General features: G+C 47.4%; 36 protein-coding genes and 1 pseudogene. All 37 read right to left on the bottom strand.

Annotated elements, in window-relative coordinates; genetic code table 11:
• Positions 1-4 precede the first annotated feature (4 nt).
• Positions 5-718: an isoprenyl transferase gene (locus tag RMR13_RS09465; protein ID WP_310600502.1), complete on the bottom strand. Its 714-nt coding sequence runs from the start codon at positions 716-718 to the stop codon at positions 5-7.
• A gap of 45 nt (positions 719-763) precedes the next feature.
• On the bottom strand, positions 764-1,321 hold the full coding sequence (gene frr / locus RMR13_RS09460; protein ID WP_310600385.1) for a ribosome recycling factor: 558 nt from the start codon (positions 1,319-1,321) through the stop codon (positions 764-766).
• A 95-nt stretch (positions 1,322-1,416) separates the two neighbouring features.
• Complete coding sequence (gene pyrH / locus RMR13_RS09455; RefSeq protein WP_309412114.1) at positions 1,417-2,124, bottom strand: UMP kinase; 708 nt, start codon at positions 2,122-2,124, stop codon at positions 1,417-1,419.
• Positions 2,125-2,212: 88 nt separating this feature from the next.
• A complete protein-coding gene (gene tsf / locus RMR13_RS09450) occupies positions 2,213-2,803 on the bottom strand; it encodes a translation elongation factor Ts (RefSeq protein WP_310600384.1) in 591 nt (196 codons plus the stop codon).
• A gap of 137 nt (positions 2,804-2,940) precedes the next feature.
• On the bottom strand, positions 2,941-3,717 hold the full coding sequence (gene rpsB, locus RMR13_RS09445; RefSeq protein WP_409070282.1) for a 30S ribosomal protein S2: 777 nt from the start codon (positions 3,715-3,717) through the stop codon (positions 2,941-2,943).
• Between the two features lie 215 nt (positions 3,718-3,932).
• Positions 3,933-4,694: a YkgJ family cysteine cluster protein gene (locus RMR13_RS09440; RefSeq protein WP_310600383.1), complete on the bottom strand. Its 762-nt coding sequence runs from the start codon at positions 4,692-4,694 to the stop codon at positions 3,933-3,935.
• 78 nt (positions 4,695-4,772) lie between these two features.
• On the bottom strand, positions 4,773-5,171 hold the full coding sequence (gene rplQ / locus RMR13_RS09435; protein WP_309412110.1) for a 50S ribosomal protein L17: 399 nt from the start codon (positions 5,169-5,171) through the stop codon (positions 4,773-4,775).
• Positions 5,172-5,222: 51 nt separating this feature from the next.
• Positions 5,223-6,263 (bottom strand): DNA-directed RNA polymerase subunit alpha, encoded by a 1,041-nt coding sequence (locus RMR13_RS09430; protein WP_310600382.1) that lies wholly within the window; start codon positions 6,261-6,263, stop codon positions 5,223-5,225.
• A 22-nt stretch (positions 6,264-6,285) separates the two neighbouring features.
• Positions 6,286-6,915 (bottom strand): 30S ribosomal protein S4, encoded by a 630-nt coding sequence (gene rpsD, locus RMR13_RS09425; RefSeq protein ID WP_310600381.1) that lies wholly within the window; start codon positions 6,913-6,915, stop codon positions 6,286-6,288.
• A 63-nt stretch (positions 6,916-6,978) separates the two neighbouring features.
• Entirely contained in the window at positions 6,979-7,377 is a 399-nt protein-coding gene (rpsK, locus tag RMR13_RS09420; protein ID WP_309412107.1) for a 30S ribosomal protein S11, read from the bottom strand.
• A 46-nt stretch (positions 7,378-7,423) separates the two neighbouring features.
• Positions 7,424-7,792, bottom strand: coding sequence for a 30S ribosomal protein S13 (gene rpsM, locus RMR13_RS09415; RefSeq protein WP_028319781.1), 369 nt, complete (start codon positions 7,790-7,792; stop codon positions 7,424-7,426).
• A gap of 47 nt (positions 7,793-7,839) precedes the next feature.
• Positions 7,840-7,953 (bottom strand): 50S ribosomal protein L36, encoded by a 114-nt coding sequence (gene rpmJ / locus RMR13_RS09410; protein WP_081457946.1) that lies wholly within the window; start codon positions 7,951-7,953, stop codon positions 7,840-7,842.
• 19 nt (positions 7,954-7,972) lie between these two features.
• Positions 7,973-8,212, bottom strand: a complete 240-nt coding sequence (gene infA / locus RMR13_RS09405; protein ID WP_310600380.1) for a translation initiation factor IF-1 — start codon at positions 8,210-8,212, stop codon at positions 7,973-7,975.
• Between the two features lie 94 nt (positions 8,213-8,306).
• A complete protein-coding gene (map, locus tag RMR13_RS09400; protein ID WP_310600379.1) occupies positions 8,307-9,092 on the bottom strand; it encodes a type I methionyl aminopeptidase in 786 nt (261 codons plus the stop codon).
• 6 nt (positions 9,093-9,098) lie between these two features.
• Positions 9,099-10,403, bottom strand: a complete 1,305-nt coding sequence (gene secY / locus RMR13_RS09395) for a preprotein translocase subunit SecY (RefSeq protein WP_310600378.1) — start codon at positions 10,401-10,403, stop codon at positions 9,099-9,101.
• A gap of 3 nt (positions 10,404-10,406) precedes the next feature.
• Positions 10,407-10,844, bottom strand: a complete 438-nt coding sequence (rplO, locus tag RMR13_RS09390; RefSeq protein WP_310600377.1) for a 50S ribosomal protein L15 — start codon at positions 10,842-10,844, stop codon at positions 10,407-10,409.
• 3 nt (positions 10,845-10,847) lie between these two features.
• Positions 10,848-11,027, bottom strand: coding sequence for a 50S ribosomal protein L30 (gene rpmD / locus RMR13_RS09385; RefSeq protein ID WP_310600376.1), 180 nt, complete (start codon positions 11,025-11,027; stop codon positions 10,848-10,850).
• 24 nt (positions 11,028-11,051) lie between these two features.
• A complete protein-coding gene (rpsE, locus tag RMR13_RS09380; RefSeq protein WP_309412099.1) occupies positions 11,052-11,564 on the bottom strand; it encodes a 30S ribosomal protein S5 in 513 nt (170 codons plus the stop codon).
• A gap of 49 nt (positions 11,565-11,613) precedes the next feature.
• Entirely contained in the window at positions 11,614-11,979 is a 366-nt protein-coding gene (gene rplR, locus RMR13_RS09375; RefSeq protein WP_310600375.1) for a 50S ribosomal protein L18, read from the bottom strand.
• Positions 11,980-12,002: 23 nt separating this feature from the next.
• On the bottom strand, positions 12,003-12,545 hold the full coding sequence (gene rplF / locus RMR13_RS09370; RefSeq protein ID WP_310600374.1) for a 50S ribosomal protein L6: 543 nt from the start codon (positions 12,543-12,545) through the stop codon (positions 12,003-12,005).
• Between the two features lie 32 nt (positions 12,546-12,577).
• The gene (gene rpsH / locus RMR13_RS09365; RefSeq protein ID WP_310600373.1) at positions 12,578-12,976 is read right to left on the bottom strand and encodes a 30S ribosomal protein S8; all 399 of its coding nucleotides are present in this window, start codon (positions 12,974-12,976) and stop codon (positions 12,578-12,580) included.
• A gap of 52 nt (positions 12,977-13,028) precedes the next feature.
• Entirely contained in the window at positions 13,029-13,214 is a 186-nt protein-coding gene (locus RMR13_RS09360; protein WP_084313010.1) for a type Z 30S ribosomal protein S14, read from the bottom strand.
• A gap of 35 nt (positions 13,215-13,249) precedes the next feature.
• Entirely contained in the window at positions 13,250-13,792 is a 543-nt protein-coding gene (gene rplE / locus RMR13_RS09355) for a 50S ribosomal protein L5 (RefSeq protein ID WP_310600372.1), read from the bottom strand.
• Between the two features lie 24 nt (positions 13,793-13,816).
• Positions 13,817-14,152, bottom strand: a complete 336-nt coding sequence (rplX, locus tag RMR13_RS09350; protein ID WP_310600371.1) for a 50S ribosomal protein L24 — start codon at positions 14,150-14,152, stop codon at positions 13,817-13,819.
• A gap of 39 nt (positions 14,153-14,191) precedes the next feature.
• Entirely contained in the window at positions 14,192-14,560 is a 369-nt protein-coding gene (gene rplN, locus RMR13_RS09345; RefSeq protein WP_028319793.1) for a 50S ribosomal protein L14, read from the bottom strand.
• Between the two features lie 61 nt (positions 14,561-14,621).
• A complete protein-coding gene (gene rpsQ, locus RMR13_RS09340; protein WP_310600370.1) occupies positions 14,622-14,876 on the bottom strand; it encodes a 30S ribosomal protein S17 in 255 nt (84 codons plus the stop codon).
• A 35-nt stretch (positions 14,877-14,911) separates the two neighbouring features.
• Positions 14,912-15,103: a 50S ribosomal protein L29 gene (gene rpmC / locus RMR13_RS09335; RefSeq protein ID WP_310600369.1), complete on the bottom strand. Its 192-nt coding sequence runs from the start codon at positions 15,101-15,103 to the stop codon at positions 14,912-14,914.
• Positions 15,100-15,516, bottom strand: coding sequence for a 50S ribosomal protein L16 (gene rplP / locus RMR13_RS09330; protein ID WP_309412091.1), 417 nt, complete (start codon positions 15,514-15,516; stop codon positions 15,100-15,102). The genes rpmC and rplP overlap by 4 nt, the downstream gene beginning before the upstream one ends.
• Before the next feature lie 49 nt (positions 15,517-15,565).
• Positions 15,566-16,231: a 30S ribosomal protein S3 gene (gene rpsC / locus RMR13_RS09325; protein WP_310600368.1), complete on the bottom strand. Its 666-nt coding sequence runs from the start codon at positions 16,229-16,231 to the stop codon at positions 15,566-15,568.
• A 52-nt stretch (positions 16,232-16,283) separates the two neighbouring features.
• Positions 16,284-16,616 (bottom strand): 50S ribosomal protein L22, encoded by a 333-nt coding sequence (gene rplV, locus RMR13_RS09320; RefSeq protein ID WP_310600500.1) that lies wholly within the window; start codon positions 16,614-16,616, stop codon positions 16,284-16,286.
• Positions 16,617-16,658: 42 nt separating this feature from the next.
• Complete coding sequence (gene rpsS / locus RMR13_RS09315; RefSeq protein WP_015723513.1) at positions 16,659-16,931, bottom strand: 30S ribosomal protein S19; 273 nt, start codon at positions 16,929-16,931, stop codon at positions 16,659-16,661.
• Positions 16,932-16,946: 15 nt separating this feature from the next.
• Entirely contained in the window at positions 16,947-17,768 is an 822-nt protein-coding gene (gene rplB, locus RMR13_RS09310) for a 50S ribosomal protein L2 (RefSeq protein WP_310600367.1), read from the bottom strand.
• Positions 17,769-17,818: 50 nt separating this feature from the next.
• Entirely contained in the window at positions 17,819-18,109 is a 291-nt protein-coding gene (locus tag RMR13_RS09305) for a 50S ribosomal protein L23 (protein WP_310600366.1), read from the bottom strand.
• Positions 18,106-18,729, bottom strand: a complete 624-nt coding sequence (rplD, locus tag RMR13_RS09300) for a 50S ribosomal protein L4 (protein WP_310600365.1) — start codon at positions 18,727-18,729, stop codon at positions 18,106-18,108. The genes RMR13_RS09305 and rplD overlap by 4 nt, the downstream gene beginning before the upstream one ends.
• A gap of 29 nt (positions 18,730-18,758) precedes the next feature.
• The gene (gene rplC, locus RMR13_RS09295; RefSeq protein ID WP_310600364.1) at positions 18,759-19,391 is read right to left on the bottom strand and encodes a 50S ribosomal protein L3; all 633 of its coding nucleotides are present in this window, start codon (positions 19,389-19,391) and stop codon (positions 18,759-18,761) included.
• Between the two features lie 80 nt (positions 19,392-19,471).
• Entirely contained in the window at positions 19,472-19,783 is a 312-nt protein-coding gene (gene rpsJ, locus RMR13_RS09290) for a 30S ribosomal protein S10 (protein ID WP_028319801.1), read from the bottom strand.
• A 14-nt stretch (positions 19,784-19,797) separates the two neighbouring features.
• Positions 19,798-19,938, bottom strand: a pseudogene (gene tuf / locus RMR13_RS09285) (elongation factor Tu); the annotation flags it as partial.

Raw genomic sequence — 19,938 nt, 5'->3', positions numbered from 1 at the left:
GCCGCTACTCCCCGGTCACCTGCGCCCCGGTCCGACCGAAGCGGCGTTGCCTGAGATGGAAGGTGTGGATGGCGTCCAGGAATTGCTGTTTCCTGAAATCCGGCCAGCGGATTTCGGTAAAATAGAGTTCGGCGTAGGAGGCCTGCCACAAGAGGAAATTGGACAGCCGATGCTCGCCTCCGGTGCGGATGAGGAGATCCGGATCGGGTTGCCCGGCGGTGAAAAGGTGGTCGCTGATGTCGGTCTCGGAAAGTGCGTTCCAGTCAAGGCTTCCTTCCTGGCATTTTCGCGCCATCTCCCGGATCGCGCCCACCAGTTCGCTTCTGCCGCCGTAACTGAGCGCCAGGTTCAGGGTCATGCCTCCGCAAGCACTGGTGTCGGCGATGGCCTGTCCCAGCACGGAGCGGACGTCTTCGGGCAGACGGTCCTGCTCGCCCAGGCAGCGCAGCCGGATGTCGTTGCGCAGCATGGTGCGCAACTCCGACTGCAAATAGCTTTTCAAAAGGGTCATCAAGCCGCTGACTTCGAGATTGGGCCGGTTCCAGTTCTCGGTCGAAAAGGCATAGAGGGTCAGGAATGCGACCCCGATCTCGCGGGCCACCTCCACGATCTCCCGCACCGACTCCACGCCCGCCTTGTGTCCGAACAAGCGAGGGCGGTGCCGTTCCTCGGCCCAGCGGCCGTTGCCGTCCATGATGATAGCCACATGGCGCGGCACGGGATTATGTTGATCTGGCGCATCCACGGTCACTGGGCCGCGCGATCAAACCGACATGACTTCTTTTTCTTTTCCCCCGGCAATCTCATCGACTTGGTTGATGTAGCCGTCGGTCATCTTCTGCGCCTCTTCCTGGAGTCGGAACATCTCGTCCTCGGAAATGGCCTTGTCTTTCTTCAACTTCTTCAAGGATTCGTTGGTATCGCGTCGAACATTGCGAATGGCGACCTTGTACTCCTCGCCGATTTTTTTAACCTGCTTCACCAACTCCTTGCGGCGCTCGCCGGTGAGCGGAGGAATCGTCAGCCGGACGACATTGCCGTCGCTTTGCGGGGTGAGCCCCAGACCGGAGGCCAGGATTGCCTTTTCGATGGCGGGCAACAGCTGCGGATCCCATGGCTTGATGGCAATCATGTTATTTTCAGGAATGGTCAGCGTGCCGGCCTGATCTATGGGCATCTGCGCCCCATAGGCGTTCACCTTGATCCCATCGAGCAGGGACAGGGATGCCCGTCCGGTCCTGATTTTCACCAGCTCCCGTTTCAGGGCCTCGATGCTTGATGCCATTTTATCCTTCAATTGATCGGTGAGAGCATGTGTCATAGCATCCTCGCTCCAGCAGCTTGCTGTCTTGGGAGAATAGGCCCCCGGTGGCTCCGCTCCCTGTTTCGGGTCGCGTCCGCACCTGTCGGGGAAAGTTAATTGGTAATGAGCGTGCCGACGTCCTCGCCCACGACCGCCTTGACGATATTGCCGGGCTTGGTCATGTCGAAGACAAAGATGGGCAAGTTGTTGTCACGCCCTAGGGAGATGCCCGCGGCGTCCATGATCTTGAGGTCGTCGCGTAGGACAGTGGAGTAGCTCAGGGTATGATACCTGACGGCATTGGGATCTTTTTCGGGATCTCTATCGTACACCCCGTCAACCCTGGTGGCCTTCATGATCACGTCGGCTTTGATTTCCAAAGCGCGCAGCACGGCCGCGGTGTCGGTGGTGAAGTAGGGGTTGCCGGTACCCGCCGCAAAGATGACGATCCGCTTCCGTTCCAAATGCTCGATGGCCTTGAGCCGTTCATAGGTCTCGCAGACGTTGAGCATGGTGATGGCGGACATCACCTTGGTCGGTATGCCCAGGCTTTCCAGGCCGTCCTGCACCGCAAGCGAGTTCATCACCGTGCCGAGCATGCCCATGTTGTCGGCGGAACTCCGGTCCATGCCGCTGGCAGCCCCGGCAACGCCGCGAAAGATGTTGCCGGCCCCGATCACGAGGGCCAATTCGATCTTGAGATTGTGCAGAGCCTGGATTTCCTGGGAAAGGAACTTGACCACTTCGGGACTGATCCCGTAGGCCTTTTCGCCCATCAGCGCTTCTCCGCTGATTTTCAAGAGCACGCGTTTAAATTTCATGGTACCGCCCCCTGCGACATATCCGTTTCCGGCACAGGAACGCGCTCGCTCCTGTGCCGGTATAAGGCTCCGAAGATCGATCCTGCTCTTACCCGATTTGAAACCGGGCGAATTTCTTGATCGAGATATTCTCTCCCATCTTGGCGACCAGTTCGTTTAACAGATCCTGAACGCTCAGGTCGGGATTCTTCACGTATTTTTGTTCCATCAGGCACACTTCGGCGAGGTATTTCTCGATCTTGCCCGAAACCATCTTATCGGCGATCTGCTGGGGCTTGCCGGACTCGAGCGCCTGGTTGACATAAATGTCCTTTTCCCGTTGCAGGATGTCGGCGGGAACCTCCTCACGGGTGACTGCAACCGGGTTGACGGCGGCGATATGCATGGCCACGTTTTTGGCAAACGCCTTGAAATCGTCCGTTTTGGCTACGAAATCGGTCTCGCAGCCGACTTCCACCATCACGCCTAATTTGCCGCCGGCATGGATGTAGCTTTCGATCACCCCTTCCTTGGTTTCACGGCCGGCGCGTTTGGCAGCGACCGCCAATCCCTTTTGCCGCAACAGATCGACAGCTTTCTCCATGTCACCCGCGGTTTCCGTCAAGGCCTTTTTGCAATCCATCATGCCCGCATTGGTTTTATCGCGCAGCTCTTTTACCATCTGACTTGTAATCGTCACGTTCACTCTCCTTATCCCAAAACTAATTTTCTGCAAAATTCCGGCATGGACTCGGCAATGCGGAAAAGAAGCGGCCGGGCAGTCGCCCTGCCGCCCCTCCTTTATCCGCACTATCGTACGTTTTAAGCGACGGTTTGTTATTCCTCGTCCATTTTCGCCGCCAATTCCTCGTCGAGGCCGGTGGACATGGCCGACTCCAGCTCATCGACGTTGGCCTCGGCCTCTTCGCCCCGGCGCGATTTCCCCTCCAAAACAGCCTCGGCCATCATCGAGGTGATCAGCTTGATAGCCCGAATCGCATCGTCGTTGCCGGGGATGACGAAATCCACTCCATCCGGGTCGCAGTTGGTATCGGTCAGGGCGATCACCGGAATACCGAGCTTGTTGGCCTCTCCCACCGCAATGTCTTCTTTTTTCGGATCGATGACGAACAGCACATCGGGCAGGCTGCGCATATTCTTGATACCGCCGATATTACGATCAAGTTTGACGCGCTCTTTTTCCATCTGCAACACTTCCTTTTTGGGGAAGCGATTGATCGACCCGTCGGCCTGCATGGCTTCTATCTTTTTGAGACGGTCAACGGAATGACGGATCGTCTGGAAATTGGTGAGCATGCCGCCCAACCAACGATGGTTGATGTAGAACATGCCACAACGCGAGGCTTCTTCCTGAATGATAGCCTGCCCCTGCCGCTTGGTGCAGACAAAGAGTACCGAGCCGCCGTTCGCGACCGCATCGACCATGGCCCCGTACGCTTTCCTGAACAGCTTCATGGTGATATCGAGGTTGACGATATAAATGCCGTTCCGAGGCCCGTAAATGTAGGGTTTCATTTTCGGATTCCATCGTCTGGTTTGATGCCCGAAGTGAAGTCCGGCCTCAAGCATTTGCCTCATGGTGACCATTGTCATAATTGCTCCTCTATTTTGGTTATTCCTCCATCCCTCTGCCAATCCCGTAACGGGACACCACAGGCTGTTGCAAGGGATGTGCGTAATGAGCCGGTAGCCGTTTAAGCACGCCAGCACCTGTTAAACGAACCTCTTTTCTTATCACGATAAATCATGAATTTCAAGAGTGTCCTACCGCTTGCTGTTTCAGCTCGCAGCAAAAAAACTTTGCGAGTTTAACGGACCAATTTTTTTCGGCCGCCAAGAATGGTTTCCAGCCAGTCAAAACCAAAGCGCAACAAGGCGCCATCGTCCCTGCCGATTCGGCGCCTGTCTTCCTTGGACAGCCTGAAGCGCGATACAAGATCGTGATTTTCGACGTACGAACGGAAATCGTCAATGTTGTAGCACACCATGAACGCCAGTTGTTGATACGGTCCGGCAGCACCTTCCCCTGCCCAGGGATTGGTGGCGAAGAACGCGTCGACCTCGGCCCAGAGGTCGTTGTATAGATTGCATTCGTCAAGCATCTGGTCGCGCTCCCATTGCTTGATCGAGTAACGGCGTTCTTCGAAATGTCCCTGGCAATAGGGATGATGGGTAAGAAAATAATGGATGCGGAGCGGCTGCCCGCTGCCGGGACGTTCTACCGCACGTTCGAGCGGATAAGTGCGGCAGGCAGAAGGACGATGGGTATATACGCTGCAGCCCGCTTCAGCCAGAAAAGGGCACGGATGTCGCTCATCTTCCAGCATCTTCAACTGCAATCCTGGAAAAAATGGGTGGCTACCAGCGCAAAGCCGGGTATGAGCCTGGAGAAATTCCGCCGAAGAAATGTTCAGCCGGTTCTTCAGGAAAATGACGTCATAAGGAAACAAAAGTATGTCGACATTGCAGCAACAGCTGCGATAGCAGGGCACTGCGGCATGACAATGAAACTGAAAGGTGCCGTTTGCGATCAATGTGCGATCAGGGGGCACAAGATGGTCAAAATCCATTGCGATTCGTGCAAAGATAAAAAAAGCTGGCACGAAATCATCGTACCAGCTTCATTCAAAAAGAAAATGGCTACCCGCTTACTGCTGCGTCGGCTCGGCCTTTGTACCGCCAGAGGTCTCGCTATAGTCAACCAATTCTAGAATGGCCATGGGTGCGGCATCGCCCATCCGGGTTCCGGTACGAATAATACGGGTATACCCTCCCTGGCGTTCGGCATACTGACTGCTCAGCTGATCAAAAAGCTTAGCAACAACGCTCTTCGAACGGATGTAGGCCAGTGCTTGCCGCCGCGCATGCAAATCGCCTTTCTTTCCCAGCGTAATCATTTGCTCAGCAACTCGGCGTGCCTCCTTGGCCTTCGCAACTGTGGTCACGATCCGCTCTTGATCCAAAAGCGAAGTGACCATATTCCTCAACATGGCATCACGATGCGATGAAGTACGGCCAAGTCTACGGCCAGCTTTTCTATGTCTCATGGTCTATCCTTTCGTCGTTAGCAAAAATTATCCCGGGCGAAAAAGAAAAGATTACTCTTCAGGCCTATCCTCTCTTTTTTCAGGAATTACCCAACCGTCGTACTTCATTCCCAAGGTCAAATTATGTTCCGCAAGCAGGGCTTTGATCTCATTTAATGACTTACGGCCAAAATTTTTCGTCTTGAGCATTTCTGCATCAGTTTTGGTGACAAGCTGACCAATATACTGGATTTGAGCGTTTTTCAAACAGTTGGCTGACCGAACCGACAGCTCGAGATCTTCGACGTTTTTATCCAAAAAGGGCGGATAAGCCTTACCGTCATCGTCTCCGTCAGCATTATCGGGAGCCTTGGCAATCTCTTCATTGAAATTAATGAAGATTGTCATCTGTTCTTTCAGAATCTTGGCCGCATAGGCCAATGCATTCTGGGGTTCAACGCTGCCGTCTGTCTCGATCTCCATGGTCAGACGATCGTAGTCGGTTTGCTGACCTACGCGGGACTGACTGACAACATATTGCACTCGCTTGATGGGAGAAAAAGCTGAATCTACAGGGATGACACCGATTGGTTGTCCTTCCTTCTTGTTATACTCGGCTGAAACATATCCTTTTCCCCAATGCACTTCCAACTCAGCTCGAAAAGTTGTTTCGGTGGTTATTGTACAAATAACCAATTCTGGGCTCATGACTTCGACATAGGCTCCGCCATTGATATCGCTGGCATACACCTTCCCTGGTCCGGTTTTCTCAAGAACAACCGTGCGAGCCTCTGGTCCATTCAATTTCAGCCGGACCTGTTTGAGATTGAGGATTATCTCAGCAACATCTTCATGAACACCGTCAATAGTCGTGAATTCATGCAATGCGTTATCCAGCCGAATCGAGGTAATAGCTGCACCTCTGATCGAAGATAACATAATCCGGCGAAGAGAATTACCAATAGTAGTTGCAAATCCTCTTTCCAAAGGTTGGCAGACAAATTTACCGTAGCGGCTGGTCAACGATCCTTCATCAACTTCAAGCTTCTCAGGAACGATGAGAGTATGCCAATTATTGTAAAAGGGATTTTCATCCCGTATTTCATGTGGCATGCGATACCTATAACAATAAAAGTTACTTGGAATACAACTCTACAATGAGCTGTTCCTGAATGGGCATCGTTATTTCATCACGATTCGGCAATGCGGTAACAACGCATTGAAATTTAGCTTGGTCGAGATTCAGCCAACTGGGTAAGCCTCTACGGACGGCACCTTCAAGATTATCAACGATGACAGGATTCTTCTGATTTTTAGCTTTTAAAGCAATGATATCGCCAGCATTAACCTGATAGGAAGGTATATTTACTTTCTTTCCGTTGATCGTAAACAGGTTATGCCGAACCATTTGTCTGGCCTGATCGCGGGAACTGGCAAAACCTGATCGATAAAGCGCATTGTCGAATCGACGTTCCAACATGATGAGTAAAATTTCACCGGTAACACCCTTTGCCCTATCTGCTTTTTCAAAGTACCGACGAAATTGAGCCTCTAGCATGCCGTACATTTGCTTGACTTTTTGTTTTTCCCTAAGCTGAACGGCATAATCCGAAACCTTTTTGAATCGGTTTTGGCCATGCTGTCCCGGGGCAAATGAACGTCTCTCGAATGCACATTTATCCGAATAGCAGCGGTCTCCCTTGAGAAACATCTTCAAATTTTCTCGTCTGCAAAGCCTGCAGGATGCGCCTGTATATCTAGCCAACTTTTACCTCCAATAATTGCCTTGGATCACCAACAAGACGTCAATAACAGATGAAAAGAAAGTCTACACACGCCTTCTTTTGGGAGGCTTGCAGCCGTTATGCGGCAACGGAGTGACATCGACGATGCGGGTAACATCAAGCTCTACGGTCGTCAAGGCGCGCAAAGCAGCCTCTCGGCCCGGACCGGGCCCCTTCACCCGTACCTCTACTTTTCGCAGTCCGTGTTCTTTGGCTTTGGCAACGGCATCGCTTAAAGCGTTTTGAGCAGCAAACGGTGTCGACTTTCTCGATCCCTTGAAACCAAGAACACCGGCACTTGCCCAAGACAAGGTATTCCCTTGGCGGTCGGAAATTGTGACAACAGTATTATTAAATGTCGAATAGATGAACACTATTCCTTCCGGGACATTCTTTTTGTCTTTTCTCTTAACTTTAACGTTAACTTTCCCTGCTTTAGCCATTTTTTCTCCTGATGATCCGCCTAGCAAAGGTTCAATAAAACATCAATTATTTTTTCCGAACAGCTGCCCCTCTGCGAGGACCTTTCCGAGTGCGAGCATTTGTCTTTGTTCTCTGTCCGTTGACAGGCAACCCTCTTCTGTGTCTCCGGCCCCGATAACAACCCAGGTCCATAAGGCGTTTAATATCCATGGATACCTCACGCCGTCTGTCACCTTCCACGACATATTCATTTTCGATGATAGTTCTAACCCGATTGACATCGTCAGCACTTAAATCATCACTGTTCATCTGATAAGGAAGATCTGCCTTATCAAGAATTTGGCGGGCTGTTGTCAAACCAATACCGTAAATATAGGTCAGTGCTCGATCCATGTGTTTATTGCGTGGTAAATCCACACCAGCTATGCGTGCCAAATTCGTGCTCCTTTATCGAAACTTGCTCAGGTTAGTTACAGACCCGTTCATCCTTGGCGTTGTTTATGTTTTTTATTCGCACAAGCGACTCGAACGACGCCCTTTCGTTTCAAAATTTTACATTCGCTGCATATCTTTTTAACAGATGACCGAACCTTCATAAGAACGCCTCTAACTATATTATTTGCTCTTGCCTTTTCCGCCTTTTGCCCGGAAAGTCACTCTTCCTCGTGTCAAATCGTAAGGAGAAAGCTCGACCGTTACTCTATCACCCGGCAAAATCTTTATGTAATGCATACGCATCTTGCCGGAAATATGAGCCAATACCTTGTGTCCATTGTCTAGTTCAACCTGAAACATGGCATTGGGCAGGGGTTCGATGATAGTCCCCTCAACTTCAATGGCCTCTTCTTTTGCCATAAATCTCTGCTACTCCTAGTCAATCAAACGAAGCTTTTACTAATATCGAATTAAGAATGTTTTTTCAAGCATTTTTAATTGCCACCCACAAAGCTCACACCGAAGGCTTCTGACTGAGAACTCTTGGGCCCTGGGAACAAATAGCTACTGAGTGTTCAAAATGGGCAGAAGGTTTTCGGTCGGCCGTGACCACCGTCCATTGGTCATGTAGAATTTTAACCTTTGCCCCTCCCAAATTGACCATAGGCTCAATGGCCAATACCATGCCCTCAACAATTCTTGGCGATGCTTGCCGCTGCTGATAAAAATTTGGAATTTCAGGGGGCTCATGAAGGCTGGAGCCTATACCATGGCCAACAAATTGCCGGACCACCGAAAAGCCATGCAACTCAACATGGTCCTGAATCGCACGGGAGATATCGGAAATTCTGTTGCCAATTCTGGCCTGCTCGATACCTTTCAAAAGCGCCGCCTCCGTTATCTCCATCAAAAGCGAAACTTCTGGTACGACATTTTCCACCGCAACGGTGATTGCGGCATCACCATAAAACCCTTGATAATAAACACCAAAATCAAGGGAAATAATATCACCCGATCGAAGAATCTTCTTTTTTGAAGGAATTCCGTGAACTACTTCCTCATTCACCGATGCGCATAAACTTGCGGGAAACCCCTTGTAGTTTTTAAACGCTGGTTGCGCACCATGATCACAGCAAAATGTTTCAGCAAGACGATCCAAATCGTAGGTAGATATCCCTTCCAAGACCTTTGTCTTTAAAAGTTCAAGGACTCCAGCAACAATCTGATTGGCCTGAAAAAGAATTTCTATTTCTTCAGGAGTTTTAATTGTTATCGCTTGCTCAGGTCGATTGTGCCCCACGACAGATCAATGCCTTCCTTTAATACGTCCGGATTTCATGAATCCATCGTAATTACGCATGACTAAATGGGATTCAATCTGGGCAATGGTATCAATGGCAACACCAACGACAATAAGCAAGGCTGTACCACCAAAATAAAAAGGTACATTAAGTTGCTGAATGAGCAATGTTGGCATAACGCAAACTGCACTTAAATAGACAGCACCGACAACAGTAAGTCTAACAAGGGCATGATCAAGAAATTCCGCAGTCTTTTTTCCAGGTCTTATGCCAGGAATGAAACCACCGTTCTTTTTTAAATTTTCAGCAACATCATCTGGTTTGAATGTGACAGCAGTATAGAAAAAACAAAAGAAAACAATCATGCCCACATACATGAGGTAGTAGTATACGGTTCCAGGCGACAATGCCGCTGAAAATTGTTGCACCCAATCAACATGAATAAACGAACCAATGGTTGCGGGAAACATCATGATTGATGACGCAAAAATTGGGGGAATAACGCCGGACACATTAATTTTTAGCGGCAAATGAGAAGATTGGCCACCATATACACGCCGACCTACAACTCTTTTCGCATATTGAATAGGGATACGTCTTTGCGATGTCTCGACAAAAATGATAAAACCAACCACTAAAAACATCATTGCCACAATAATTGGCAAGAAAATCAGTGACAACTCACCTGATTTAATTAACTCAACCGTATTGGCTACCGCAGCAGGCATCCGGGCGACAATGCCGGAAAAAATAATCATTGAAATGCCGTTGCCAATACCACGTTCTGTCATTTGCTCACCGAGCCACATAATAAAGGCTGTGCCAGATGTGAGCGTAAGTACAGTCATCAGCCGAAACTGCAAACTCGGATCAATAACGATAGGCACACCATTGGGACTTGTCATATTTTCCAGACCAGTCGCAATAAAAAAACCCTGAATCACGGAAAGAACAACCGTTCCATACCGAGTGTATTTGGTAATGGTTCTTTTGCCCGCTTCACCTTCTTTGGAAAGAGCCTCCAGTTGCGGTACAACAACGGTCAATAATTGAATAATAATCGATGCCGAAATATACGGCATGATTCCCAATGCAAAAATGGAAAAATTTTCCAGCGCACCACCGGAAAACATATTAAACATGCCAAATAGTGTGCTTGCATTTTTTTCAAAAAAAGCAGCAAGAGCATCACCATTGATACCGGGTGTGGGAATTTGCACTCCCATTCTATAGACCAAAAGCATCAAGAGAGTGAAAATCACTCTCTTGCGTAATTCCGGTATGCTGGCTGCGCTGAAAAGACCGCTCATCCGTTACTCCTCGACCGAACCACCAGCGGCGATGATTTTATCTTTGGCACCTTGACTCACCTTTTCAACTCGTACTTTGAGAGCCTTGCTGATCTCTCCGTTGGCCAGCACCTTGACCGGACCCGCTTTTTTTACATATCCAGCGGCTACCAATGTTTCGTAATCGACAACAGTACCAGCATCAAAAGCGTTAAGCTGATCCAAAGAAATCAAGGTGCAAATTTTTTTAAAAATATTGTTGAAGCCTCTTTTGGGGAGCCGCCGATGCAACGGCATCTGGCCGCCTTCAAAGCCAGCCCGGGCACTGTAACCTGACCGTGCCCTGGCACCCTTATGACCACGTGCCGCCGTTTTGCCACTGCCGCTACCTGGGCCTCGGCCAACCCGTTTCTTGGCTTTTCGAGCCCCTTCACTTGGTGCAAGATTATTTAATGTGAGCATGTGTTACTCCTCAATTTTGACAAGGTGCAGAACCTTGGACAACATCCCGCGCAACTCAGGTGTATTTTTTCGGGTCACAGTTTTATGCATTTTCGTGAGCCCGAGTCCAATGAGAGTTGAACGGATAGTTTGAGTGCTGCCTATATAGCTTTTGATTTGCGAATATGTGACTGTATCCTTCATGGCAAGTTCTTCCCGTATGAGATGTTACGCAACCAATTCATCTACTTTCTGGTTGCGTAACTTTGCAATCTGCTCGGCGGTTCTCAATTTTCTCAAGCCGTCTAAAGTTGCCTTTACCAAATTGTGCGGATTATTTGAACCAAGGCACTTGGTCAAAATATTCTGTACTCCAGCTGCTTCAAGGACCGCACGAACAGCTCCACCGGCAATCACGCCAGTTCCGTCAGAAGCCGGTTTCAACATAACACTTCCCGACTTAAACTTTCCGATTATATCATGAGGAATAGACACATCGGTTAACGAGACATTCTGCATGTCTTTACGCGCCTGTTCTATTCCTTTCCGAATTGCTTCAGGGACTTGGTTTGCCTTACCCAAACCATAGCCTACCTTGCCGTTCCCATCGCCAACAACAACGATGGCACTGAAACTAAAACGGCGACCGCCTTTAACAACCTTGGCAACTCGGTTGATATATACTATTTTTTCAACGAGTTCTTCCTGAACTCCTTCCTTTGCTCGCTTAAACTCAGCCAAGAAACACCCCCGTTCGGTTATCTAATCGATGAAAGAAGAACAATGCCTGCTAGAATTCCAGCCCACCTTCGCGAGCACCATCCGATAGCGCCTTGACTCTGCCATGATACAAATAGCCACTGCGATCAAAGACAACTTTATCGATTCCAGCAGCTTTGGCTTTTGCAGCTATGAGCAGACCAATTTTTTTGGCTCTTTCACATTTACTGTTCAACTCACTGCTATCAAAAGCCTTGTCATCGGTAGACAAGGCAGCCAAAGTTCGCCCTTGAGCGTCATCTATAAGTTGCACATAAATGTGCCTATTGCTCCGATACACACTCATCCGAGGCCGTTCAGCAGTTCCAAAGATTTTAACGCGAATTCTTTGAATTCGCTTTTTCCGTGCTGTAACTTTTGGATTTGTCTTAGCCATTCTAATTGACCACTAGTGTAAAGTTATTTTTTACCGCCAGCTTTACCAATCTTGCGGACGATGTGTTCATTTTCGTAACGAATACCCTTGCCTTTATATGGCTCAGGCTTGCGAATGCCTCTAATTTGCGCAGCCGTCAATCCGATGAGCTCTTTATCAATTCCTTGCAAGGTGATCGAATTATCTTTGTCCACAGTGGCAGAGACACCTTCGGGCAAAACATAATCAACCGCACTGGAATAGCCGACATTCAAGGACAGTGTTCGGTCAGCGACGCTTGCTCGGTAGCCAACGCCTTCAACCATCAATTTTTTGGAAAACCCTTGGTTGACTCCGGTAACCATGTTGCTCACAAGCGAACGAGTCATCCCCCAAAAAGCCATCACACGTTTACTCGTACCCTTAGGCGTACAAACGAGATGGTTATCCTCCATCTTGATCTCGATCTCAGGCCGGACAGAACGCTCAAGGACACCCTTGCTCCCCGAAATTTTGATACTTGTCCCCTGTATCTCAACCTTGACACCATTAGGAACTGGTATCGGTTGTTTACCGATTCTGGACATGCTGTTCTCCTTTCACAAAATGCAATCGTATCTCACCAGACTTCACACAGCACTTCGCCACCCACATTCAACTGACGTGCTTGCTTGTCTGTAATGACGCCTTGGGAAGTAGTTAGAATGGCGATACCAAGACCGCTCATAACTTTCGGAATCCGGTCGCTTGGCTTGTATTGACGGTGCCCCGGTTTACTCACCCGGCGCACACCACTAATTACACGCTCATTATTAGACCCATATTTCAGATCGATTTTCAATGTACCTTGAGGTCCATCATCAATGATGTGGTATTCCTCAATAAATCCTTCACTCTTCAGAACGCTGGCGACACTCACTTTCAACTTCGAAAGGGGCATTTCAACGGTGCGGAAACGAGATTTTGTGGCATTCCGTATTCTTGTCAGCATGTCTGCTAACGGATCACTCATGGACATTGAACGTTCCTCTTGCTTGGATTAACTACTGGTTACTCACAACGATCAAGCTTTACCAACTCGATTTGGTGACGCCGGTTATCTCGCCTTGGGAAGCGAGTTTGCGGAAACATAATCTACACAATCCAAATTTGCGGAAATAAGCACGAGCCCGCCCGCACAGTGGACAACGGTTGTATGCGCGTACAGAAAACTTGGGTTTACGACTCGCCTTGGCAATGAGTGATTTTTTTGCCACAGATTCCTCCTCAAAAGTAGATAACTCTACGGATATTATTTCTTTCTGAATGGCATGCCGATAGCATCCAATAACGCTTTGGCCCCATCATCGTTTTTTGCCGATGTGACAATGGTGACATTCAATCCGCGGATTTGATCAATTTTGTCATAATCGATCTCCGGAAAAATAATATGTTCAGTGACACCCATGGAAAAATTTCCTTTACCGTCAAAGCCCTTCGGAGATACACCTCGAAAGTCACGAACTCTTGGCAAGGCAATATTTATAAGCTTGGAAAGAAAATCATACATCCTTTCCTTGCGAAGCGTGACACGAGCACCTATTGGCATGCCAGCACGTAATTTAAAAGTAGCGATAGACTTTTTTGCTTTGGTCACCACTGCTTTTTGGCCAGCTATTAACGTAAGCTCTTGTGCCGCCTTCTCAACAACTTTAGGATTTTGAACCGCATCCCCTAGGCCCATATTCAAAACAATTTTTTCAATTTTAGGTATATCCATGACATTGGCTATACCCAATTGCTTTTGAAGGGATTCTTTCAACTCTTTTTCGTACTGTTCTTTAAGCGTGGCCATTATGTACTCCGTAAACAAACAAAACTATTTGCTTGCAGTTGCAATTGTTGCTTGGCACTTTTTACACACACGAACTTTTGTTCCGTCTTCCAGTAATTTTATTCCAATTCTTACTGTTTCAGCACATTCAGGACAAACAAGCATTACATTTGAAAGATGTATAGATGCTTCTTTTTCAATAATTTGTCCGGCTTGTGAAGCGGTTGCTTTTTGGTGTTTTTTTATCATGTTAATACGCTCGACAACTACACGACTCTTGTCCTTGTCGATGCGTAAAACTTTTCCCACTCTTCCTTTGTCCTTGCCGGCAATTACTTCGACCTTATCGTTTACCCGCAAGCTCGTGTGTCCCTGACGCATTATTATATGTCCTCAATCGCTCTGATGATTAAATTTCAGTTAAAGTACTTCTGGAGCAAGGGATATAATTTTCATAAATCCAAGAGAACGAAGTTCTCTTGCAATTGGTCCAAAGATGCGTGTACCTATAGGTTCACCGTTATTCGCCAGTAAAACTGCAGCATTCTCGTCAAATTTAACGCTTGTATCCTCGGGGCGCTTGATCGACTTAACGGTACGAACAACTACAGCGTTCAGTACGTCGCCTTTTTTCACCTTGGCGTGTGGTATCGCTTCTTTAACAGTGACAACGATAATGTCACCAATACTGGCGTACCGCTTCCTGGTTCCTCCCAAGACTCGAATGCAGAGCACTTTTTTGGCACCGGAGTTATCGGCAACATTTAAAACAGTTTCTGTCTGGATCATGACCTCACCCGATTATCGACTCGAATCGACACTTAAGCAGTTCGTTTGTTCATAAGCCACATTAAGCGGCGCGTTCAATAATGTTACGCACAAGCCATCTTTTTCTTTTTGATAATGGACGGCATTCTTCTATTAGAACCAAATCACCAATCTGACATTGGTTCGTGGCGTCATGAGCCATATATCTTACCTGTCGTCGAATATATTTCCCGTAAAGTTTATGCGGTATCTTTCGTTCGACAACCACGACAACGCTCTTATCCATCTTATTACTGACAACAAAGCCTTGTCGTGTTTTCTTTACTTGTTCGCTCATTTTTTCATCCAAGAACAATGATTGAAGTTAGGCAACTATTTATTTTTATTATCGGCTAGCAAGGTTTGAATGCGAGCTATATCCTTTCGCAACAAGCTAAGCTTGGCAGGATTTTCAAGCCGACGAATACCATGCTGAAAACGCAATTTAAAGAGATCTTCACGCAATTCAGCATTTTTTTTCAAAAGATCCTCAACAGAAAGAGATCTAAGTTCTTTAACTTTCATATCGAATTACTCTTGCTGATGACTGTGGTTGGAAAAGGCAACTTAAAACTTGCCAATTTCAGTGCTTCAAGGGCCAATTCTTCGGGTACTCCTTTGATTTCATACAAAATTCTTCCCGGACGAATTGTTGCAACCCAATATTCGGGAGATCCCTTTCCTTTTCCCATACGGGTTTCGGCAGGTTTTTTGGTAATTGGTTTGTCGGGAAAAATCCGTATCCAAAGCTGCCCACCACGTTTAACCTTACGGTTGATAGCAATTCGAGCAGCTTCTATTTGCTGGGAAGTCATCCGCCCGCACCCTAAAGCTTTCAGGGCAAAATCTCCAAAGGCCAGATCAGAACCGCAATAGGCTGCTCCGCGCATTCTTCCTTTGAATTGCTTTCTATGCTTAACTTTGCGAGGACTTAACATGATTTTGAGCTCCTATAGGCTTCGCCCAATAAGACTGCACAACAGCAGATCAATTTGTTTGCGAAATTTGTTCAGCAATCGGCGTGGTGTCAGAGAGAATCTCACCCTTAAAAATCCAAACTTTGACGCCAATAATTCCATAAGTAGTTTTTGCTTCTGCGGTTCCGTAATCGATATCAGCTCGAAGAGTATGCAAAGGAACTCGCCCTTCTTTAAACCACTCGGTTCGTGACATCTCGGCACCTCCCAAACGACCAGAGCAAGAAATTTTTATCCCCTGGACCCCAAAACGAAGCGCCGAATTAATAGATTTTTTCATTGCCCGGCGAAAAGCAATACGCCTTTCAAGTTGAGTCGCGATATTTTCGGCAACTAACTGAGCGTCTGCTTCAGGACGGCGGACCTCTTGAATATCAATAAAACAAAAACGATTAAATTTTTGTTCGAGTTCCTTTTTTAATCCTTCAATCTCAGTGCCTTTTTTGCCAATAACAATTCCAGGTCGAGCAGTAAAAAGCTTGATTTTAACTTTATCGCCTGTCCGTTCAATCACAATCCTCGAAACACCGGCGTGGTATAACCTTTGTTTCAGGAATTTCCGAATAAGTTGGTCCTGATGCAAATTCTTGGCATATTCCTTGTCAGCATACCAGATGGATTCCCAAGATCGCGTAATGTTGATGCGCAGTCCGATGGGATTAACTTTTTGTCCCAAGATGTTCCTCCGTTCCCTCTACAGTTAATCTCGAAATATTCAGCGTGACAGGCTAGGCTTCGGCAACAACAACAGTAATGTGACTAGTGCGCTTAAGAATTCGTGTAGCGCGACCTTGAGCTCGTGGACTGAAGCGCTTGAGCATCGGTCCGCCATCCACAGTAATCTCTTTAACGTAAAGAGTGTCAACATCCACCGATTCCATCTGGTCGGCATTTGCAACAGCTGACTCAAGTACTTTCCGAATCATCCTGGCTGCCTTTTTAGGCATAAAACGCAAAGTGGTTACCGCTTTTTCAGCATTCATTCCTCGGACGACGTCTGCAATCAAACGTGCTTTTTGGGGAGAAATGCGAATGTATTTTGCGACGGCTTTCGTCTCCATCATTTCACTCCTGAAAGTGACTCACAGTAAAATCAAGCAGGCTTATTTACCTTTTTTATCCGAAGCATGACCATAATAGGTCCGTGTCGGTGAAAATTCGCCTAATTTATGACCAACCATATTTTCCGTTACATAGACGGGAATAAACTTATTGCCATTGTGCACAGCAAAAGTCAATCCAACCATTTCAGGCAAAATATCAGAACGACGAGACCAAGTCTTAATAACTTTACGCGACCCTGTTTCCTGAGCTTGCTCGACCTTCTTCATCAGATGATCATCGACAAATGGACCTTTCTTAATTGACCTGGCCATAATCTTCTCCTTTCACTAGCTCCGCTTGTTGACAATATCACGATCGGAAGTCTTAGGTTTCCTTGTTTTATATCCCTTGGTCGGCATACCCCAAGGCGAGCAAGGATGACGTCCACCGGAGCTTTTACCTTCGCCACCACCCATAGGATGGTCAACAGGGTTCATCGCCACGCCACGCACAGAGGGGCGAATCCCCTTCCACCGGGACCGGCCTGCTTTTCCGAGCTTTTGGCTTCCGTGTTCCGAGTTGCCGACCTGGCCAATACATGCCCTGCAATCTTTGTGAAAACGGCGGACCTCGCCAGATGGCAACTTCACAAGCACCTGATTGCCGTCTTTTGCCATTAACTGAGCTGCAGTTCCGGCAGATCGCACCAACTGAGCACCCTTTCCAATCTTCATTTCAATGTTGTGGATTACCGTACCCAAAGGAATATTGATCATGGGGAGGCAATTACCCAACTTGATATCCACTCCTGCCCCGGAGACAACCGTATCACCGACGGCCAATCCGTTTGGAGCCAATATGTATGTCTTCTCCCCGTCGGCATAGGTCAGCAAAGCAAGATTAGCCGAACGGTTGGGGTCATATTCTATGGCAGTAACCTTGGCTGGAATATCAGCCTTGTTCCGCTTCCAATCAATAATTCTGTATTTGCGCTTATGACCGCCCCCTTTGTGTCGTGCAGTAACTCTACCGTAGGCATTGCGACCGCCGGTTTTCTGCAAAGTAGCGATGAGCGCTTTTTCCGGTTCTTTATCTGACAAATAGTCTTGATGAACCGATACGTGATGGCGCTTCCCGGGTGATGTCGGCTTGTGGATTTTTATAGACATTGCAATTCCTATAATCTAATCTCGGCAGATTTAAATCAGTTCAAACTAGATCAAAGCTCATCAAGGAAATTAATTTTTCCTTCTGCAAGTGTTATATAAGCTTTTTTCCAATCACTAGTCCTACCAATGGATTTAGCCCCTACACGTTTTTGTTTGCCAGTCATGTTAGCTGTTGTCACTTTAGACACTTTCACATTGAAAAGTTTTTCAACAGCTTTTTTTATCTCAATTTTGTTTGCCTGGCCATCAACTTTGAAAACGACCTTGTTTTGCGCTTCCTGCAAAAAATTACCTTTCTCGGTCAAACAAGGGCTTTTAATAATATCGTATATCGCTTTCATGCCATCAGCCTCTCTTCTATTTTTGCAAGACTTGTCTGTACCAACATTAGCTTGGAATGTTTTAAAATATCGTAGACGTTGAGTCCCGCAACAGGTAACACCTTGAAACCGACTACGTTTCGGGCAGACAAAGAGACTTTTTCATCAACATCGCCAGTGATGATCAAGCAATTTTCAAACTGGAAATTTTTCATGATGCCAACAAAGTCTTTTGTCTTGACCTGTTGCAATTCGAAAGCATCTACAATCACAAGATTTCCTTCTTGATGCCGAGCACTCATCGCCATTTTCAGCGCAAGTCTCTTAACCTTTTTGGGCATTGTATAACTGTAATCACGAGGTTTCGGCCCAAAAACAGTGCCACCACCTCGCCAAAGAGGTGAAGTCCTACTTCCCGAGCGAGCACGGCCGGTACCCTTTTGCCGCCAAGGTTTTGCACCGCCACCACTCACTTCACCACGTGTCTTTGTGCAGGCATTTCCGCTTCGACGATTTGCACGCTGCATACAAACTACTTCGTGCAAAATTCCAGTATTCACCTCTACGCCAAAGAGCAGGTCGTTCAGTTCGATTTCGCCAACTTTTTCAGCTCGAGTATTTAAGACATCACAAACTGCCATGAGAATCTCCTTAAAAGCAGTTTTGGCGATTACGCTTTTGAATAAATATTCAGAATGCCGTTCTTAGCCCCAGGTGTTGTGCCATGGACAAGCAGAACGTTTTCCTCGGTCCTGATATCGATCACTCTCAAATTTTTTTGAGTGACCAAGTCGTTGCCCATGCGGCCTGGCAACCGCTTTCCCTTAAGCACCCTTGAAGGCCAAGCACTACATCCTATTGATCCGGGTGCGCGATGAAAATTGGAACCATGTGTCTTGCGACCGCCGGCAAAACCGTGGCGCTTGATAACACCTTGGAACCCGCGCCCCTTGCTCTTTCCCGAGACATCGACAAGATCGCCAATCGAGAATACATCGGTTAGGGTAACCTGTTGCCCGACTTCATAAGATTCAGGGTCCGAAACTCTGAATTCTTTAATATGATAATATCCCTTGCCACCGGATCGCTTAAAATGACCTGCTTCAGGCTTATTCAAACGTGACTCATTTTTTTCAATGAAGCCAACTTGAATAGCATTGTAGCCTTCCTTATTAACGGTCTTTTTCTGCAGTATCGTGCAGGGTCCGGCCTCAATGACGGTAACAGGTATGGACCGACCATTTTCGTCATACACACGGGTCATGCCAACCTTACGCCCTAATATTCCTTTTGTCTTCGGCATTTGTCTACCTGAATTCAGTTCTTAGTCACTTGGATGTTGCTATGTCAAAAGCGCAAGCTGCGTTCTTTATCCGAACATCCTTAAGGAAGCTTGATCTCCACATCGACACCTGCCGAGAGTTCAAGTTTCATAAGCGAATCAATCGTTTGCTGGGTTGGTTCTAAAATGTCCAGCAAACGGCGATGGGTACGCATTTCAAACTGCTCGCGAGATTTCTTGTCAACATGCGGAGATCTCAAGACAGTATATTTATTAATGCTGGTCGGTAACGGAATAGGTCCAACAATAGTTGCACCAGTCCGTCTGGCAGTATCAACAATTTCCTTGGTAGAAAGATCAAGCAGCTTATGATCGTATCCCTTCAGTCTGATACGAATTTTATCCGTGGGAATCATCAGAACTCCTCTTATTCGATAATATCGCTGATAACGCCAGCGCCAACGGTGCGTCCACCTTCGCGAATCGCAAAACGAAGACCAGCCTCCATCGCGATCGGGGTGATCAGCTCTCCGGTGATGTGAATATTGTCACCGGGCATGACCATCTC

Origin of the sequence: Desulfobulbus sp., from assembly GCF_031547805.1 — a bacterium.
Classification (GTDB): Bacteria; Desulfobacterota; Desulfobulbia; order Desulfobulbales; family Desulfobulbaceae; genus Desulfobulbus.
This window is presented reverse-complemented; position numbering and strand designations above follow the sequence as displayed.

Bases quoted from the DNA above. Each gene is read 5' to 3' on its own strand.
- rpmJ (WP_081457946.1), bottom strand. From the start codon at position 7,953: ATGAAGGTTCGGTCATCTGTTAAAAAGATATGCAGCGAATGTAAAATT.
- rplV (WP_310600500.1), bottom strand. From the start codon at position 16,616: ATGGAGACGAAAGCCGTCGCAAAATACATTCGCATTTCTCCCCAAAAA.
- rpmD (WP_310600376.1), bottom strand. From the start codon at position 11,027: ATGAAGGATACAGTCACATATTCGCAAATCAAAAGCTATATAGGCAGC.
- pyrH (WP_309412114.1), bottom strand. From the start codon at position 2,124: ATGAAATTTAAACGCGTGCTCTTGAAAATCAGCGGAGAAGCGCTGATG.
- RMR13_RS09440 (WP_310600383.1), bottom strand. From the start codon at position 4,694: ATGGATTTTGACCATCTTGTGCCCCCTGATCGCACATTGATCGCAAAC.
- rplE (WP_310600372.1), bottom strand. From the start codon at position 13,792: ATGGCCACGCTTAAAGAACAGTACGAAAAAGAGTTGAAAGAATCCCTT.
- rplP (WP_309412091.1), bottom strand. From the start codon at position 15,516: ATGTTAAGTCCTCGCAAAGTTAAGCATAGAAAGCAATTCAAAGGAAGA.
- infA (WP_310600380.1), bottom strand. From the start codon at position 8,212: ATGGCAAAAGAAGAGGCCATTGAAGTTGAGGGGACTATCATCGAACCC.
- rplQ (WP_309412110.1), bottom strand. From the start codon at position 5,171: ATGAGACATAGAAAAGCTGGCCGTAGACTTGGCCGTACTTCATCGCAT.
- rplF (WP_310600374.1), bottom strand. From the start codon at position 12,545: ATGTCCAGAATCGGTAAACAACCGATACCAGTTCCTAATGGTGTCAAG.
- rplR (WP_310600375.1), bottom strand. From the start codon at position 11,979: ATGGCTAAGACAAATCCAAAAGTTACAGCACGGAAAAAGCGAATTCAA.
- frr (WP_310600385.1), bottom strand. From the start codon at position 1,321: ATGACACATGCTCTCACCGATCAATTGAAGGATAAAATGGCATCAAGC.
- rpsQ (WP_310600370.1), bottom strand. From the start codon at position 14,876: ATGAGCGAACAAGTAAAGAAAACACGACAAGGCTTTGTTGTCAGTAAT.
- rplN (WP_028319793.1), bottom strand. From the start codon at position 14,560: ATGATCCAGACAGAAACTGTTTTAAATGTTGCCGATAACTCCGGTGCC.
- rplX (WP_310600371.1), bottom strand. From the start codon at position 14,152: ATGCGTCAGGGACACACGAGCTTGCGGGTAAACGATAAGGTCGAAGTA.
- rpmC (WP_310600369.1), bottom strand. From the start codon at position 15,103: ATGAAAGTTAAAGAACTTAGATCTCTTTCTGTTGAGGATCTTTTGAAA.
- rpsB (WP_409070282.1), bottom strand. From the start codon at position 3,717: ATGACAATGGTCACCATGAGGCAAATGCTTGAGGCCGGACTTCACTTC.
- rplD (WP_310600365.1), bottom strand. From the start codon at position 18,729: ATGGCAGTTTGTGATGTCTTAAATACTCGAGCTGAAAAAGTTGGCGAA.
- rplO (WP_310600377.1), bottom strand. From the start codon at position 10,844: ATGCTCACATTAAATAATCTTGCACCAAGTGAAGGGGCTCGAAAAGCC.
- rpsH (WP_310600373.1), bottom strand. From the start codon at position 12,976: ATGTCCATGAGTGATCCGTTAGCAGACATGCTGACAAGAATACGGAAT.
- rplC (WP_310600364.1), bottom strand. From the start codon at position 19,391: ATGCCGAAGACAAAAGGAATATTAGGGCGTAAGGTTGGCATGACCCGT.
- rpsS (WP_015723513.1), bottom strand. From the start codon at position 16,931: ATGGCCAGGTCAATTAAGAAAGGTCCATTTGTCGATGATCATCTGATG.
- rpsK (WP_309412107.1), bottom strand. From the start codon at position 7,377: ATGGCTAAAGCAGGGAAAGTTAACGTTAAAGTTAAGAGAAAAGACAAA.
- rplB (WP_310600367.1), bottom strand. From the start codon at position 17,768: ATGTCTATAAAAATCCACAAGCCGACATCACCCGGGAAGCGCCATCAC.
- RMR13_RS09430 (WP_310600382.1), bottom strand. From the start codon at position 6,263: ATGCCACATGAAATACGGGATGAAAATCCCTTTTACAATAATTGGCAT.
- secY (WP_310600378.1), bottom strand. From the start codon at position 10,403: ATGAGCGGTCTTTTCAGCGCAGCCAGCATACCGGAATTACGCAAGAGA.
- RMR13_RS09305 (WP_310600366.1), bottom strand. From the start codon at position 18,109: ATGAAAGCGATATACGATATTATTAAAAGCCCTTGTTTGACCGAGAAA.